Annotated in this window: 16 protein-coding genes; 9 read left to right on the top strand and 7 right to left on the bottom strand. The window is 68.4% G+C overall.

The window, feature by feature from the left end; all coding sequences use genetic code 11:
- Window positions 1-19 precede the first annotated feature (19 nt).
- Window positions 20-1,162, top strand: a complete 1,143-nt coding sequence (locus tag DMP23_RS27815) for a TetR/AcrR family transcriptional regulator (protein WP_337823010.1) — start codon at window positions 20-22, stop codon at window positions 1,160-1,162.
- On the opposite strand, the gene DMP23_RS27810 is transcribed toward DMP23_RS27815, so the two are convergent.
- The 3 genes from DMP23_RS27810 to DMP23_RS27800 form a co-directional block, all read right to left on the bottom strand.
- Entirely contained in the window at window positions 1,159-2,370 is a 1,212-nt protein-coding gene (locus DMP23_RS27810; RefSeq protein WP_238608442.1) for an oxygenase MpaB family protein, read from the bottom strand. The genes DMP23_RS27815 and DMP23_RS27810 overlap by 4 nt on opposite strands.
- A gap of 297 nt (window positions 2,371-2,667) precedes the next feature.
- Entirely contained in the window at window positions 2,668-4,662 is a 1,995-nt protein-coding gene (locus tag DMP23_RS27805) for a hypothetical protein (protein WP_337824455.1), read from the bottom strand.
- A gap of 105 nt (window positions 4,663-4,767) precedes the next feature.
- Entirely contained in the window at window positions 4,768-5,217 is a 450-nt protein-coding gene (locus DMP23_RS27800; protein ID WP_337823009.1) for an ArsI/CadI family heavy metal resistance metalloenzyme, read from the bottom strand.
- Between the two features lie 80 nt (window positions 5,218-5,297).
- Between DMP23_RS27800 and DMP23_RS27795 the strand changes: the two genes are divergently transcribed.
- From DMP23_RS27795 to DMP23_RS27775, 5 genes are read left to right on the top strand one after another with little or no spacing between them, the layout of a single operon-like run.
- Complete coding sequence (locus tag DMP23_RS27795; RefSeq protein WP_134732824.1) at window positions 5,298-5,660, top strand: ArsR/SmtB family transcription factor; 363 nt, start codon at window positions 5,298-5,300, stop codon at window positions 5,658-5,660.
- Window positions 5,657-6,721, top strand: coding sequence for an ACR3 family arsenite efflux transporter (gene arsB, locus DMP23_RS27790; RefSeq protein WP_337823008.1), 1,065 nt, complete (start codon window positions 5,657-5,659; stop codon window positions 6,719-6,721). The genes DMP23_RS27795 and arsB overlap by 4 nt, the downstream gene beginning before the upstream one ends.
- Window positions 6,718-7,116 carry an arsenate reductase ArsC gene (locus tag DMP23_RS27785; protein WP_337823007.1) on the top strand — a complete coding sequence of 133 codons (399 nt, stop codon included), beginning with the start codon at window positions 6,718-6,720 and terminating at the stop codon, window positions 7,114-7,116. The genes arsB and DMP23_RS27785 overlap by 4 nt, the downstream gene beginning before the upstream one ends.
- 43 nt (window positions 7,117-7,159) lie before the next feature.
- Entirely contained in the window at window positions 7,160-7,492 is a 333-nt protein-coding gene (locus DMP23_RS27780; protein ID WP_337823006.1) for an ArsR/SmtB family transcription factor, read from the top strand.
- Window positions 7,489-8,181: a methyltransferase domain-containing protein gene (locus DMP23_RS27775; protein ID WP_337823005.1), complete on the top strand. Its 693-nt coding sequence runs from the start codon at window positions 7,489-7,491 to the stop codon at window positions 8,179-8,181. Before DMP23_RS27780 ends, DMP23_RS27775 begins: the two co-directional genes overlap by 4 nt.
- On the opposite strand, the gene DMP23_RS27770 is transcribed toward DMP23_RS27775, so the two are convergent.
- Entirely contained in the window at window positions 8,175-9,104 is a 930-nt protein-coding gene (locus DMP23_RS27770; RefSeq protein ID WP_337823004.1) for a LysR family transcriptional regulator, read from the bottom strand. The two genes, DMP23_RS27775 and DMP23_RS27770, sit on opposite strands and share 7 nt — an antisense overlap.
- Before the next feature lie 87 nt (window positions 9,105-9,191).
- Between DMP23_RS27770 and DMP23_RS27765 the strand changes: the two genes are divergently transcribed.
- On the top strand, window positions 9,192-10,025 hold the full coding sequence (locus DMP23_RS27765; RefSeq protein WP_337823003.1) for a polysaccharide deacetylase family protein: 834 nt from the start codon (window positions 9,192-9,194) through the stop codon (window positions 10,023-10,025).
- Window positions 10,022-11,020: an NmrA/HSCARG family protein gene (locus DMP23_RS27760; RefSeq protein WP_337823002.1), complete on the top strand. Its 999-nt coding sequence runs from the start codon at window positions 10,022-10,024 to the stop codon at window positions 11,018-11,020. The genes DMP23_RS27765 and DMP23_RS27760 overlap by 4 nt, the downstream gene beginning before the upstream one ends.
- A 164-nt stretch (window positions 11,021-11,184) precedes the next feature.
- On the opposite strand, the gene DMP23_RS27755 is transcribed toward DMP23_RS27760, so the two are convergent.
- Both DMP23_RS27755 and glnA read right to left on the bottom strand, forming a co-directional pair.
- A complete protein-coding gene (locus DMP23_RS27755; RefSeq protein ID WP_337823001.1) occupies window positions 11,185-13,038 on the bottom strand; it encodes a plasmid pRiA4b ORF-3 family protein in 1,854 nt (617 codons plus the stop codon).
- Window positions 13,039-13,210: 172 nt separating this feature from the next.
- Window positions 13,211-14,635: a type I glutamate--ammonia ligase gene (glnA, locus tag DMP23_RS27750; protein ID WP_037818277.1), complete on the bottom strand. Its 1,425-nt coding sequence runs from the start codon at window positions 14,633-14,635 to the stop codon at window positions 13,211-13,213.
- Window positions 14,636-14,807: 172 nt separating this feature from the next.
- Here glnA and DMP23_RS27745 point away from each other — a divergent pair, with 172 nt between their 5' ends.
- Entirely contained in the window at window positions 14,808-15,296 is a 489-nt protein-coding gene (locus DMP23_RS27745; protein WP_337823000.1) for an RDD family protein, read from the top strand.
- Between the two features lie 58 nt (window positions 15,297-15,354).
- On the opposite strand, the gene DMP23_RS27740 is transcribed toward DMP23_RS27745, so the two are convergent.
- Window positions 15,355-16,083 carry a DUF4191 domain-containing protein gene (locus DMP23_RS27740; protein ID WP_134669710.1) on the bottom strand — a complete coding sequence of 243 codons (729 nt, stop codon included), beginning with the start codon at window positions 16,081-16,083 and terminating at the stop codon, window positions 15,355-15,357.
- Between the last annotated feature and the right edge of the window lie 63 nt (window positions 16,084-16,146).

The raw sequence follows: 16,146 nt of genomic DNA, 5'->3' as shown, positions 1-16,146 counted from the left end.
CGCGTGTTCGGGGTCCGCAGTGACCTCCGAACCGGCTGCGGCCACGCGTCCGCGCAATCGCAGGCAGCTCATCGTCGAAGCGGCGGGCCGCGCCTTCAGCGAGCGCGGCTACCACGCGGCGTCGATGGAGGAGATCGCCGCCGCCGTCGGGATCACTGCCGCGGCGCTGTACCGGCATTTCCCGAACAAGTACGCCCTCTTCACCGAGTGCGCCAACGTGATGGCAGACCGCCTCGTCGCCGCCCTCGGCGCGCTGCCCGCTGACGCACCAGCCGTGGCCGTCCTCCGTCCGCTGGCCCAGGTCACGGTCGCCCACCGCGAGTCCGGCGGCCTGTACCGCTGGGAAGCCCGCTACCTCGACCGACCGGACCGGCGCGTGCTGAGCGCGAAATTCGCCCAAGTCGTCGCGCGCGTGACCGAGGTAGTGCAGCCGTCCCCGGACGCGGACCTCCGGGCCGTAGCCGCACTCGGCGCGATCGGCTCGATCACCATGCACCGCACGTCGATCGCCCACCATCGCGCCGAGAACTTGCTGGCCGAATCCGCCCTCCGCCTCGCCACGTCGACGATCACCCCGACCGCGCCTTCGGTGGAGCTGCCCGCCCAGCCCGTCGCACGGACCCGCCGCGCGCAGATCCTCGCCGCCGCGGTGCCGTTGTTCGAGCGCGACGGATTCGCGACCGTCACGAACGCCCGCATCGCCGAAGCCGTGGGCATAGTGCCTTCCGCGCTGTACCGCCATTTCCCCAACAAAGCCGAAATCCTGGCGGCAGCCTGCCTGCAAGCCGCAGGACTCCTGTCTCAAGCCGTAGAACAAAACCTCCACGGCACCACCGGCGCGCAAGCCCTGCCCGTTCTGGCCGCGACGTACGTGGCGTACAGCTTCGAACACACCGCACTGACCAACGTCGCCGCCGCCGAACTGGGCGGCCTGCCCGCCGCGTTGCAACGCCCGCTGATCCTCGCCCAACGCGAGCACATCGCGGTCTGGGAACAACAACTCCGCCAGGCCCGGCCGGAGTTGGACGCGCACCAAGCCCGCGTACTGGTGCACGCGGGCTTCGGCGCAGTAGTCGAAACCGGCCGGCGGCTGCGGTGGGAGGACACCCCCGGCCACCGCGCCGCCGCTACCGCTTTCCTGTTGAGCGCATTGGGCCTCTAGGCTCCCGGCCGATTCGCCGTCGGAAGCGTGATCGGCGTCTGCGTCGGCGAGGTCCCGTTGTTGAGGTACAGCATCGAAATGCCGCGCACGAACTGATCGAAAAGATAGAAGCTGCCCGGCATGATCTTGGACGCCCCTTCCCGGAACGCCACATAGGCAGGCCATTCGATCCGCACCAACGCCGCCTGCGCGTAGTCGCGGGGGAGTCCGAGCCAATCGCCCATCTGGTCGTTGAGCAGATACCGCACCAGTTCGTTGACGAACCCGGAATCGAGCCCGAGCGTCGGATTCTCGATATACCCGAGCAACGTCTTCGCCAGGCTGACCCCTTCCTCGGTCGGCCCGAGCACCGGCCACAACATCTGCTGAGCCTGCGCTTCCGCGTCCGCCCACGTCTGCGGAATGAACTGCTCCTGGACGCCGAGCAGATGGAGCGCGACCTGCCAGGCATGCAGATCCGCGTCCTGCTCCGCCGTCGACAACGCGATGTGCCACTTGAGCATGTTGCTGCGCGCGAAAGTCGCCACAGAATGGAACGTCCGCAGAATGTCCCCGTTGCTGATCGGCTTGAGCTGATCCGCGCCCGCCTGGTACTTCGCCGACGTCGGCAGCAAATTCCGCACCGCCGCGTGCACGAGGCGAGTCTTGTTGGCCGTAACGACAAAATGCCCGTCCGGTGCCCAAGCTTTGGAGTTGTGCAGGTCGTAGCCGAAGGTGAACGTCTTGGCCGCCCGCTGCTTCATGTCCGCGCCGCCGGCCGACCAGTAAACCGCCCGCGCCTCCCGCGGGATAACGGTGCTCATGATCCCGCTGCCGAGCGTCTCCGAGACGAACAGATAACTGCTCAACCGGGTATAAAGCTTCTCCGACGCGGCAAGCTTCGCCGGATCCGCCCACGACGGCAGCTTGTTGACCTGCTGCAGATACGTCACCAGATAGTCCGGCATGCCGGCGGGCAACGGCGCACTGTTGTCGATCCAGCCTTCCCAGGCCTTGTTGACCGCCGCTACTTTGCCCTCGGCCAGCAACGCCTTGGCGACCGCGTCCGCGCTGTCGTCCCACACCTGGAACGGATCGGCCCCCGTCCCGCTCCCGGCGATGGACCCCTTGCTCGACCAAGCCCACGCGGTGCCGGTGGTGCCCGCCATCCCCGCGATGCCCAACGCCGCGCCGAGGGTCAGCACCTTCCTTCTGCTGAGATTCTCCATGTACTTGTCTGCCTCTCTGGTAGGCGTCGTTGCCATCCCATCACCGGCCAGGGGCTGCTCGCCGACCCCTGTCGACAGTCTCGGAAGAAGTGATTTCTCATTAACATAACGGCGCCGGACAGCTGGTGGCAAGAGGTGTCGCCGCTCCGGATCAACGACCGGCCGGGGGCGCTCGCTGGCACCGGCATCAGCGGAGGCGGTCCGGATCATGGGCGCGGATCGGCCGGGCGCGCAGGCAGGAGCCCCGGACGTCGGTCCGGGCCAGTCAGGACAGCCGGGGTGCTCGCCCGCGTGGGCTCAGCGCCGCTTCTTGCGCGATTTGTTCGAAGACCGGGAAACCCCGGCCAGCGGATGCGCGGTCGAGTGTCCAGGCCGCGGCCGGGCGAACACCTCCCGAAGCTCCGCCAAGCCCGTCTCGTCGGGATGGCCGCAGGCGAGCACGTTCGCGGTCAAGCCGCGAGCCTTGTCGGGCGGGATCGTGGCGAGAGTGTCGGAGACCGCCTCGGGGCCGCCGGTTTCGAGCAGGTGAATGAAGTGTTCGGCCATGCCGCGCAGTGCTTCCTGTTCGCCGAGGTCCTCCATCGGGAACTCGCCGTCGTCGATGAGGAGTTGCACGGCGATCGGTCCGAGCTGCCGGTCGTGGCTCAGTTCCCGCAGCACCGCGGTGCCGTCGGGAAGAGCCTGGACCGTCACGTCGAGCATCGCTCGCGCGCGCGTGCGGAACGGGCTGCGGCGGACTGCGTTCAGCAGGAGCGGCAGCGCGAGTCGCCGTCCTCCGCACGCGGCCATCCAGTTGGTCAATTCCGCTTTCGCGGCCTCCGGCGGGTAGTGCTCGGAGAGCAAGCCGAGCAACCCGGCGGGTTCGGCGTCGGACAGCTCCCCGATCAGCGGGGCGTGGCGGCCTTCGGCGACCATGCGGGCGCGGACCGCCCGAGCCGCCAACGGAGTCAGTCTCACCAGGTCGGTGCTTTCGCCGGAAAGCGCGGTCCGCAGGCGGGCATCGGTGTCCGGCGGAAACCCGGCGGGCCCGTCCGGGCCGAGATCGGCGCGGAAAATCGGATCGGGCGCACCGGTCGTGAGCGTGACCGCGCCGAAGTCCGCGAGCGTGGCGAACACCCGGCGCAGATCGGCGCCGATTCCGTGACGCGTCTCCGGATCGTCCGGGTCCTCAAGCCAGACGGCTTCGAGGAAGGACAGCCAGACGGTTTCCTCGAGCCGGACCACCGGCATCGGTTCGGGAAAGCCGTAAAGAGCGTTGAGCACGTCCGGCAGCACGATGTCGATGATTTCGCCGAACAGCACGGTGTACTGCGGCACCCAGCGTCCTTGCACGACGAGTTCGGGGGAGGGCAGTGCGTCGAACGCCGCGATCCAGAGAGCGAGACTGTCCCGGAGCAGCCGCGCGTTCTTCGCGACGCGCACCAGCTTGCCCTTGACCGCCCGGACGACGCGGATCTCTTTCGCCAGCTCGACCAGTCCGGCCAGCACGGGCAGGTCGGCGCTGCTCTGGGTCCGGAAAACCCGGTCGCCGATCGTCGGATCGATCCGGTCGCCAGTGCCCAGCAGGTCCACCAGTTCGCGCGCATCGGCCAGTTTCAGCTGGCCGGTCGAGGTCAGCGCCCGGCCGTCGCCGACCCATTCGACCAGTGCGCGCAACCGGGCGACGACCGGTGTCCGCTCGGCTGCCTCCGCGAGCTCCGCGTCCGGCGGAAGCGACACCGGCAGCTGCGGCACCGCACGTTCAGGCTGGCCGCCGTCGAGGAGGTGCCGGGCGGCGATCTCTTCGAGCACTGCTTCGTCGAAGTCGACGTTCCCCGCACGAACTTCGTCGAGAAAACGTTCCATGGCCGCGTTGTCCGTGGGATCGATGCCCTGCCGGAGCGCGTTCATGACCCAGAACTTGGCCACACCGAAGTTCCGTTCGTCGGCCATCGCCGCGGCGAATCCGTAGCTGGCGTTCACCGCCGCGGCGTCGAGGTCGGCCAGCGGATCGCCCGTGGGGTCGGCGAGTTCGTTCGCGTGCAGCCAGCGCAGGAACAGCCGCAGATCGTCCGGGACGCCGGCCGCGTCCTCGGGAGCGGCCGACAGCGTCCGAGGCGTGTAGGACAACAGGAATTCCGCGACCAGACTTGTCGTCCAGTAGCCCAGCCGACCGTCGATGCTGTGGTGCCGGAAGTTCAGCGCCGATTCCACTGTCAGTGGATCGACGTGCTCGTCATCGGCCGCGCAGCGCCGGACCAGCAGGGCCTTGGCCGCCTCGAACGCGTCGGCGTCCTCGGGCTCGAAATACATGCGCACGGTGGGTTTACCGTCCTTGCCGGTCCGAAGCGGGCACGTTGGCAGCGTAGGGCGTGCCTGTCCGTGCCCGCGAAGCACCGTGGAACGCGCCACCGGTTGTCAGGCGCAACAACCCTCTGGCTTGGCCGCCTCATCGGACGTGCAGCACGTGGCGAGCGCGGCACTGTCGGAGCCGTACGTCTGGGAATCCGCCTTGACGGTGTAGACCTCCCAAGGCTCCTGCCCGGGACCGTGCACCCACACCTTGTCCTGCACGGCATAGCAGCAGGTCGTGTTGTCCTCGGTCAGCGTCTCCAGGCCTTCTCCGGTGAGCCGCTTGCTGGCCTCGTTGACCTCGTCGGTCGATTCGACCTCGACGCCGAGGTGGTCCAAGACCGTGTTCTGGCCCGGCTCGCCTTCCAGCAGCACGAGCTTGAGCGCGGGCTCCGCGACGGCGAAGTTGGCGTAACCCGGCCGGAGCTTGGCCGGTTCGACGCCGAACAGCTTTGAGTAGAAGTCGATCGAACCAGCCAGGTCACCGACCCGCAGGGCGAGCTGAACTCGAGACATCGGCACTCCTTGAATAGATGGTTGTCGAAACAGGATGGACCTAGATTGCTGTCTATCTAGAGATCTGTCAAGATAGACGTATGTCGAAGCAAATCCTGCTGGCGGCGATCAGCGCGTGCTGTACCCCGTTGGCGCGCGAACCGCTGTCCGAGGATCAGGCCGCGGAACTGTCGAAGCTGTTCAAGGCGATGTCCGACCCGGTGCGGCTGCGGCTGCTGTCGCTGATCGCGTCCCACGCGGGCGGGGAAGCGTGCGTCTGCGACCTGACCGACGCGTTCGACCTGACCGGTCCCACGATCTCCCATCACCTGAAGGTGCTGCGCGAATCCGGCTTGATCACCGGGGAGCGGCGCGGCACCTGGGTCTACTACCGCGTCCACCCGGAAGTCCTCGCCCGGCTCTCGGCCGTGCTCGTCCCGAGCGACGCGGAGGCTAGGGCATGACGGCGGAAACCGGCGTCGTCGGCAAACTGTCCACTTTGGACCGCTTCCTCCCGGTGTGGATCGCCGCCGCGATGGTGCTCGGGCTGCTGGCCGGCCGGTGGATTCCGGGACTGAACACCGTGTTGTCCGCGGTGGAGGTCGACGGGATCTCGCTGCCGATCGCGCTCGGGCTGCTCGTGATGATGTACCCGGTGCTGGCGAAAGTCCGCTACGACCGGCTCGGCAGCGTGACCGCGGACCGGCGGCTGCTGTGGCCGTCGCTGGTGCTGAACTGGCTGATCGGCCCGGCGCTGATGTTCGCGCTCGCCTGGCTGCTGCTGCCCGACCTGCCGGAATACCGGACCGGGCTGATCATCGTCGGCCTCGCCCGCTGCATCGCGATGGTGATCATCTGGAACGACCTCGCCTGCGGCGACCGGGAAGCCGCCGCCGTGCTGGTCGCGCTCAACTCGGTGTTCCAGGTCGTCATGTTCGGCGTCCTCGGCTGGTTCTACCTCGCCGTGCTGCCCGGCTGGCTCGGTCTGCCGCAAGCCGATCTGAGCGTTTCCGCGTGGCAGATCGCCAAGAGCGTGCTGGTGTTCCTGGGCATTCCGCTGCTCGCCGGCTACCTTTCCCGGCGGCTGGGCGAACGCGCGAAGGGCCGCACCTGGTACGAATCCCGGTTCCTGCCGAAGGTCGGCCCGGTCGCGCTGTACGGGCTGCTGTTCACCATCGTGGTCCTGTTCGCGTTGCAGGGAGACCAGATCACCAGCCGTCCGCTCGACGTCGCCCGGATCGCACTGCCGTTGTTGGTCTACTTCGGACTCATGTGGGCGGGCTCCTACGCGCTCGGCAAGGCGGTCGGCCTGTCGTACGAGCGGACCACCACCCTGGCGTTCACCGCGGCGGGCAACAACTTCGAGCTCGCCATCGCGGTCGCGATCGCGACGTTCGGCGCCATGAGCGGACAGGCGCTCGCCGGAGTGGTCGGGCCGCTCATCGAAGTCCCGGTCCTTGTCGCGCTGGTCTACGTGTCTCTCGCGCTTCGCCGCCGATTCGCGACCGCGGCGGTTGCGTCATGAGCGTCCCTGAAGTGCTTTTCGTGTGCGTCCACAACGCCGGGCGTTCGCAGATGGCGGCCGGGTTGCTGCACCATCACGCGCGGGGCAAGGTCGTCGTCCGGTCCGCCGGATCCGCGCCGGCCGACACAGTCAACCCCGCCGTCGTCGCGGTCATGGCCGAACTCGGCATCGACCTGTCCCGCGAATTCCCCAAGCCCTTGACCGTCGAAGGCGTCCAGTCGGCGGATGTCGTCATCACCATGGGTTGCGGCGACGCCTGCCCGGTCTTCCCCGGCAAGCGCTACCTGGACTGGCAGCTCGACGACCCGGCGGGCCTCCCGCCCGAGCAGGTCCGTCCCATCCGCGACGAGATCGACCGCCGGGTCCGGGCGCTGCTCGCCGAACTAGCCAACTGACCCCTTCATCGTCTATCGTCGATGGACGATGAAGGGGGTTGCCGTGTTGGACCGAGCCGAGGCGGAGACCTACGCCGGATGGTTCCGCGCGCTCGCGGATCCGACGCGCGTCCAGATCCTGCACCTGATCGCCTCCGCGAATCGCCCGCTGTCGGTCGGCGAAATCGTCGAGCAGGTAAGCGTGAGCCAATCGACCGTCTCGGCGCATCTGAAGATCCTCACCGAAGCTCGGTTCGTCCTCGTGCAGCCGCACGGCACCGCCCGGTTGTACCGGGTGAACGAGCGGTGTTTGTCCTGCTTCCCCAGCGCGGCCGACGTCGTCATGGGCCGCGCCGCCGTCCCCTTCGCCGACATCGCTTGCGAGGTACCGAGATGAGTCCAGATCAGGACGCGGTCCGGGAACGCTACGCCAATGCCGCACGACGAGCGCTGGCCGGCGAAGCCGCCGGGGAACTCGGCGCACTGCACTACGCCGGGGAAGACGTCCCCGAAACCGTGGCAGCCACCAGTCTGGGCTGCGGCAACCCGCTCGCCGTCGCCGACCTGCGCCCCGGCGAAACTGTCCTCGACCTCGGCTCCGGTGGCGGCCTGGATGTCCTGCTTTCCGCGCGGCGCGTCGGACCTTCCGGCCGCGCCATCGGCCTCGACATGACCGACGAAATGCTCGCTCTCGCCCGGCGACAGGCCGCGCAGGCGGAAGTCGCGAATGTCGAGTTCGTCAAAGGCACGATCGAAGCCATTCCCTTGCCGGACAACACTGTCGACGTCGTGATCTCCAACTGCGTCATCGCCCTGTCGCCGGACAAACCGGCTGTGTTCGCGGGAGTCGCACGCGTGCTGCGTCCCGGCGGCCGCCTCGGCGTGACCGACCTCCTCGCCGAGGAAACGCTGACCGCGGCGGAGCGCGCGGCCGCCGACGAGGAATGCCTCGGCGGAACACTGACAGCGGACGATTACCGAGCCTTGCTCCACGCCGCGGGTCTCGTGGACGTGGACATCCGGCGTACGCACGAGGTCGGAAACAAGCTGTACTCGGCGATCATCCGCGCCAGCAAGCCTCACTGACGAAGCAGCGGCCCCACTCCCGGAACCCGCGTGATCTCGTCCGCGAGAAAGTCCCGCAAAAGCCGCACCCGCGTCAGCTCCGCCCGCTCCGGCACGACGAGCAGATTCACTGGCACCGGCGCGCAACCGTACTCAGACAGCACCGCCCGCAGCGCTCCGTCACGCAGAAGGTCGTCCACCAGCCACCAAGGCACGGGCGCGATTCCGCGGCCAGCAACGAGCGCTTCCCGAGCCGCGAGACCGTGATCGACCCGAAGCCGAGGCGTGAAGGTCGCGACGTGCTCCGTGCCCTGTTCGTCGATCAGCGTCAGTTCGCCGCTCTTGGCGACGCTGGTCCGGCGAATCACGTCGTGCGACGAGAGATCTTCCGGCGACTCAGGCGTTCCGCGCCGCGCGAGATAATCGGGTGACGCGACCAGAATCTGATGCGCCATCCCGAGCGGGCGCAGGCGTAGTTCGCTGTCCGGCTGCGGCCCGAGCTGAATCGCGATGTCCACGCCGTCGCGGATCAGGTCGGAGCGCTCGTCGGTGAGGACGAAGTCGACGCGAATGTCCGGATAGCGATCCTGGAAGCCGAAGATCAACCGGCTCAGGTGCATCACTCCGAAGAAGGCCGAACACGAGATCCGCACTTTCCCGGACGCGCCGGTCCTGGCGTCTTCGACTTCCTGCTGAGCCTGTTCGACCAGCCGGAGGATCTCCGTGGCACGGGCGTAATAGCGGCGGCCCTCGTCGGTCAGCGAAATGCTCCTGGTGGTGCGGCTGAACACGGAGACCCCGAGCGCCTCCTCCAGGTCGCCGACATGCCGGGTGACGGTGGACTGCCCGACGCCGAGATCCCGGGCCACCGCGGAGAAACTGCCGCTTTCGGCGACCCGGACGAACGTGCGCATGCGGTCGAGCGTGACTTCTGGCTTATGCATCGCGTGGATAAATCCTCTCCGCCTACGAGGCTAAATGAATCGCCCGCCCGCGGCTACCGTCGAAATTCCGACGGAAAGAAGCGGAGAATGCCCATGGGACCCGTGCGGGCTTGGCCGGACGGCAAGAAGGTCGCGGTGAAGATCTGCGTCGCGCTCGAGTCGTGGTCCGACGGCCACTGGCCGGTCTACGCGCCGATGGCCGCCGCCTGGCCGCTGCCCGGCGTGGAGTGCCGGCACAGCATGTCGTGGGCCGAATACGGGGCGACGACCGGAGTGTGGCGGCTGCTCGAAATCCTGGACCGGCACGACCTGCCGGCCACCTTCGGCGTCAGCGGCCTTCTCGCCGAGCGACACCCCGAACCGGTGCTCGCCGCACACGCCGCCGGACACGAGATCGCCGCGCATTCCTACGCCCAGGACGTCATTCCCGGGCAGCTCGATCCCGACGCCGAAGTGGAAAACATCAACCGCTGCACCGAAATCCTGCGAGACATCACCGGCTCCAGGCCCACCGGCTGGCTCAGCCCACGCGCCACCGAATCCCGCCGCACCCCGGACCTGCTCGCCGCGTCCGGCTACCTCTGGTCCGGCGACCACAGCGACCAGGATTTGCCGTACGTCACGACCACGTCCGCAGGCCCCTTGGTCTACTTGATGCACAGCGACTTCACCGACGTACGCGGCGTCATGGCGGGCCCGCGCGCATACCGGGACATCCACGTCGACTTTCTCGATTACCTCCTCCGCCAGCCGACCCCAGGAATCCTCAACCTGACCGTCCACGCCCACGTCGGCGGACGCCCTCTGTTCGCCGACCAATTCGACCAGTTGCTCCAGGAAGTCGCCCTCCTCCGAGACGACCTCTGGATCGCCACCCACCACGAACTCGCCGAGCACGTGCTCGAGAAGGCCGCGTCATGACCCACACCCTCGTCATCGGCGGAACCGGAGCCATGGGCAGCCGTGTCGTCACCCGGCTCCTGGCCGGTACAGACGACGAAGTCACCGTGCTCACCCGCGACCCAGATTCACCGCGCGCGACAGCCCTTTCCCACGACCGAGTGCGGTTAGTCCGAGGCGACGCAAGCGATCCGCGAAGCATCGAGCGCGCGCTGAACGGCGTCTCCCGAGTCTTCTGCAACACCGATTTCTTCTCCACGCGAAGCCCGCTCGCCGAGTTCACGCAAGGCACGGGCATCCTCGAAGCAGCCCGACAACACGGCGTCGACCGATTCGTGTGGTCCTCGCTGGACAGCACCGCGACGCTCACCGCCGGCCGCGTTCTCGTGCCGCATTACGAAGCCAAAGCCGCAGTCGCCGCACACATCCAGCTGCACCGATCCGAAGAAATGATGCGCCGCGAACCGGACGGGTGGTATTCCGAGCACGTCTCGATCCTGGTGACCTCGCCGTACTTCGAGAACCTCCAGTCCCGCCTGTCACCCGAGGGCGACGAGGCCGTGGTCTTCACCCTCCCGCTCGGTACCGGCCGGTACCCCATGATCGCCCTGGCCGACATCGCCTGGTTCGCGGTACACCTGCTGGAACACTGGCAATCCTGGGGCGCACGCGATCTAGCGGTGTCCGCGGACAGCCTCACCGGCCCCGAAATCGCCGCAACTTTCGAGCGGGTAACCGGGACGCCCTCCCGCTACGAAGACCTGCCACTCGGCGCCCTCCGCACGAGCATCCCCGACGTCGGCCACGACTACGCCGGAATGTTCGGCTTCTTCCAGCAACACGACGTCGCCGCTCACGACCGCGACCTCGCCCTGCTGCGCCGCCTCCACCCCGGCCTGATGACCTTCGAAGACTGGCTGCACCGAACCGGCTGGGACGGCAGCCGCCGCGAGGTCCAGCAGTTCCGGCCTCGCCCTCGTAGCAGGCTCGCTCACAGCCCTGGACCTCGTGACTGACTCCGCCCGCCGTACCGCCCTCCATCGGAACACCGCTCGCTTCCGCGACCAGTTGACGGCTGCTGGCTTTTGCCTCCTGCCCGGCGGAACATCCCATCGTGCCAGTGATGTTCGGCGACGCGGCCGAGGCCGTCCGCGTCGCGGCATGCGGGGACGAAGCAGAGTCAGCGCACGATGCGCAGGTGGCGCCCGGTGAGCTGGTCGAGCCGGCGATTGGCGTCCTCGGCGGAAAATGCGTGCGGGTCGAAGTCGCCGGGCGAAGCCAAACCGAGCCATCCGAGCATGTCCTCGTGTTCGTCGTCGCCCGGATCGGCCAGTATCGCCTTCAGCTCCTGGTAGCCGTACGGGCCGCCGCAGTCCTCCGGCGGACACGCCCCTTTGCCGACGGTGCAGATCGCACCGGTCGTTCCGGCTTCGGCAGGCAGGATTTCCTCCAGGGTGAGGTCGTGTTCCCAGCCGTCGCCGAAGTCGTAGGTGTAGCCCAGCCGGTCGCCTGCCTCGGTCAGCAGCTGGGACAGACGCACCGCCCGCTCGTTCGCGTGGCCGAGATCCGGGTCGGGCATTCCGTACTCGGCATCGCCCGCGGAGAACACGTGCAGATGGCAGTTCTCCCAGCCCATCGCGGTCTGGATCACCTCGTGCACCTGGCCGAGGTCGAGATCGGCCGGCACCTCCAGGCGTCGCCACACCGGCGGGTGCGTCACGTCGCGCAGGGCGAGTTTGATCCGGTAACGGGCGTCAGGGCGCACCGCGGCGGCCGGTGGCGGCGCGCTCGTCCGGACGAGCGCGTCTGGTGGACTGTCGCGCCGTCTGGCCATCGGAGGGACCGGAAGCAACTTGACCAGCCGGTCGGCTGCCGGATGGCCAGTGCCGGCCAGCAGCGGCAGGATTTCCGCCAGTTCCGCTCCCGCCTGGTCCTGGAACAGGCCGGACAGCGTGTGCGGGGACAGATCGGGTGCCAGCGTGTCCTGCAGGATGCCGAGTGCGTCCACGGCGGTCCAGGCCAGATCGTTCTCGGCAGGCTCCGTGCCGTCCTGCTCGGCGAGCCAGATCCGCGCGTAGGCGCCGAACCCTTCCCTGCCCGCCCACTCCCGCCAAGCCGGGGCCGCGTCCGGGCCGCATGTGCGAGCCAGCTCCAGCGCGGCGGGCCGCTGCGGCCCCGAGGAGGATTCGCCGGCCGCGATCAGTTCAGCTGCGGCCTCGGCCGGCGAACGGGCGGACAGCCAGGGCCGCGCCAGCAGCGCGGCCACCCGGTCCGGCAGCGCGACGACCGCATTCACCAGCGTGGCGGCATCGGCTCCGGCCGCGGGGGCGTTCCGGCGGAACAGGAAATCGGTGAACCAATGTCCCAGCGGGGTCAGTTCGGCGGTTTCGCCGCGCAGGACAGCGAGACCGAACTCGGCGAGGGCTTCGACGATCTCGCTGCCGTCTTCCGTCGTGCCTGCCGGGTCATCGTGCAGGCCGGCCGCCCGCTCGCAAGACGGGCAAGTACAGCCCGGTGCGACGTCGGCGGCGAGGACCCCCGCGATGTCCTCGCTCAGGTCGTCCAGCGAGATCGCGCCGTCCCGCTCGTACAGCACGGCCAACCCGTCCAGAACCTCCGGATCGGGCTCGCCCGCCTCACCGGCCAGCCCGAAACACTCCATCGTGCACCGGGTCCAGACGGTCAGCACCTCGTCCGCGGTCCCCTTGGCCCAGGTCTCCAGCGCGGCGCCTGCCGTCGCGCGACCACGTTCCACCTCGACGAATCCGGCCGCCGACGCGGCGAACCACGCCATCATCAGTTGCCCGATGTCCAGTGCGCTGCGGGGCTTGCGGGTCGTCAGTTCGATCCCGAGCAGGTCGCACGCCTCGACGGCGGCAGCGGGCCTGAGCACTCCGCGAGCGGTCAGCGGCCGACCGGGCCCGACCCATTCGGCCAGCTTCGCCGCCTCGGCGAGCGCCGGGCAGTTTCGCGCCGCCGACGCGAGCTCTTCGGGCGAGAAAATTGGCTCTCGTCCTTCCGCGCGGGATTGCATGGAAGCACCCTAGGGGAGGCGGTCACCAGCGGAACGGCAGGCGCGGTCCCATGAAACGCAAGCGGCCGGTCCGCACGGGTGGCGGAACCGGCCGCTTGTTCGCGATGCCGGCCGGCAGACGGCCCGAGGTGGACCGAAAGCAGGCGTTTACCAGGTCAAACCCGGTCTTGCATCACACGTCGTAGTACAGCGAGAACTCGTACGGGTGCGGGCGAAGCCGCAGCGGGTCGATTTCGTTCTCGCGCTTGTACTGGATCCACGTCTCGATCACGTCGGGCGTGAAGACGCCGCCCTCGAGCAGGTAGTCGTGGTCCTGCTCCAGGGTGTCCAGCACGGTGCCCAGGTCGCCCGGGACCAGCTTGACGTTCTTGGCCTCCTCGGGCGGCAGCTCGTAGAGGTCCTTGTCGATCGGCTCCGGCGGCTCGATCTTGTTCTTGATGCCGTCGAGCCCGGCCATCATCATCGCGGAGAACGCGAGGTACGGGTTGCCCGACGAGTCCGGGCAGCGGAACTCGGCGCGCTTGGCCTTCGCGTTGTTGCCGGTGATCGGGATGCGGACGCACGCGGAGCGGTTGCGCTGCGAGTACACCAGCGAAACCGGGGCCTCGAAGCCCGGCACCAGGCGGTGGTAGGAGTTCACCGTCGGGTTGGTGAACGCCAGCAGGCTCGGCGCGTGCTTGAGCAGGCCGCCGATGTAGTGCCGCGCCGTGTCGGACAGGCCCGCGTAGCCGGACTCGTCGTGGAACAGCGGCTGGCCGTCCTTCCACAGCGACTGGTGGCAGTGCATGCCCGAGCCGTTGTCGCCGGCGAGCGGCTTCGGCATGAACGTCGCGGTCTTGCCCGCGGCGAACACGGTGTTCTTCACGATGTACTTGAACAGCTGCAGGTCGTCGGCAGCGTGCAGCAGCGTGTTGAACTTGTAGTTGATCTCCGTCTGGCCGGCGGTGCCCACCTCGTGGTGCGCGCGCTCGATCTCGAAGCCGGAGTTCGTCAGCGTGCGGACGATGTCGTCGCGCAGGTCGGCGAAGTGGTCGACCGGCGGGACGGGGAAGTATCCGCCCTTGAACTTCGTCTTGTAGCCCTGGTTCCCGCCCTCGGTGTCGGCACCGGTGTTCCACCAGCCCTCGACCGAGTCGATCTCGTGGAACGACAGGTGCTCGGCGTCCTCGAAGCGGACCGAGTCGAAGATGTAGAACTCCGCCTCGGGGCCGAAGAAGACGTTGTCGGCGACGCCGTATTCCGCGATGTACTGCTCGGCCTTGCGCGCGATGTTGCGCGGGTCGCGGCTGTAGGCCTCGCGGGTGAACGGGTCGTGCACGAAGAAGTTCAGCGAGAGCGTCTTCGCCTTGCGGAACGGGTCGATCCGCGCCGTCTCGGGGTCCGGCAGCAGCAGCATGTCGGACTCGTGGATCGACTGGAAGCCGCGCACCGAGGAGCCGTCGAAGGCGAGACCCTCTTCGTACGCCTCCAGGTCGAACGCCTTGGCCGGCACCGTGAAGTGCTGCATGACGCCCGGCAGGTCGCAGAACCTGACGTCGATCGACTCGACCTTCTCGTCGGCGATGAGGCGCTGAATGTCGTCTGGAGTAGTGGGCACCCTCGGTGACTCCTTCTCGTTCGTTACCGGCGGCTGTACTCTCTTCGGCTCACGCTAAGAGGGCGGTGTTGCCCGACCGTCACCCGAATGTTTCGCGGGTGTTAACGGGCCGCCGTCACTGCCCAGTCGACCAGGCCGGATGTGGTCCGCGCCACCGGCATACCCTGGACGGGTGGCGAGATGGACGGGTGAATGGCTGCCGGGCACGGGCGACGGCTCCACCGCGGCGGGCCCGCGCGAGGCCCCGAAGTGGCGCGGCGAGTCGATGGGCCTGCCCGAATCGGGCGTCGGCGCGGTCGCGGGCGGCGGCCCGCGCTTCCTCGCGCTCGTGCTCGACCTGGTGCTCGCCTCCCTGATCACGGCCCTGTTCGTGCGCTACGACCTGCAGAACGCCACCGCGATGCAGACGTTCAACCTCTGGGCGGGCGCCGTCTGGGCGGTCATCACGGTCATTCCGGTCACGTTCTTCGGCTTCACCCCCGGCATGGCGGCCCTCGGCATCCGGGTGGCGCGCCTGGACGGGGCGGCGATGGTCGGCGCGTGGCGCGCGCTGGTGCGGATGGTGCTCACGGTGCTGCTGCTCCCGCCGCTGGTGCGCAACGCCGACGGCCGCAACTGGCTCGACCGCATCACCAACACCGTCGTCATCCGGATGCGCTGACTCCTGGACGCGAAGACCCCCCGGTCGTGGCGGACCGGGGGTTCTCGACAACCAAGTGTCAGCGACGGCGGATGGTGCGCTGCACGTTCCGCATCTTCGCGCCCGCGGGCATCGGGCCCTTCGGCATCGCGGCGCCGCGCGAGCCGAGCGCGGCCAGCTTCGCCTCGAGGGCGTCGATCTGGGCCGGCTTGAGGTTGCGCGGCAGCTTCGTCAGGTGCGACTGCAGCTTCTTGAGGGGGACCTGCTTCTCCTCGTGCCCGATCGTCACGTCGTAGATCGGGGTGTCGCCGACCAGCCGCGACACGCGCTTCTTCTCCTGCGCGAGCAGGCTCTTCACCCGGTGCGGCGCGCCTTCGGCCACGAGGATCACGCCGGGGTGGCCGAGCACGCGGTGGACGGCGTCGAGCTGGGTCGTCGCGGCGACGGTCGGCGTGACCTTCCACTTGCCGCGCATGTTCTCCAGCGCCCAGGCTCCCGCGCCGGGCTGGCCGTCGGCCTTGCCGTAGACCGTGCGCTGCACGCGCCTGCCGAAGATGATCACGGCGAGCAGGATGCCGAGCACGATGCCCAGCGGCAGCAGCGTCCACTGGATGCCGAAGATGAGCCCGATGCAAAACAGCACACCGGCGACGACCACGATCGAACCGACCATCCAGGGGATGAGCATCGGGTCTTCGCGGCGCTGCATCTTGAACGCCTCGAACAGCTGGCCGCGCCGGGCCTTGCTCGCAGCGCGCTTTTCCCGCTTGGCCTGCTTGGCCGCTTCCTTGTCCTGCTTGCCCGCCATATGACCAGGATACGGCCGCGTGCCCGGCCGGGAATCCGTCGGCCCCCTCTGCGAGGATCGCGG

The sequence above is a fragment of the Amycolatopsis sp. A1MSW2902 genome (genome assembly GCF_017312175.1).
GTDB classification, from domain to species: Bacteria; Actinomycetota; Actinomycetes; order Mycobacteriales; family Pseudonocardiaceae; genus Amycolatopsis; species Amycolatopsis nivea.
Note: the sequence above shows the minus strand (reverse complement) of the source record. Positions and strands in the feature narration are given on the sequence as shown.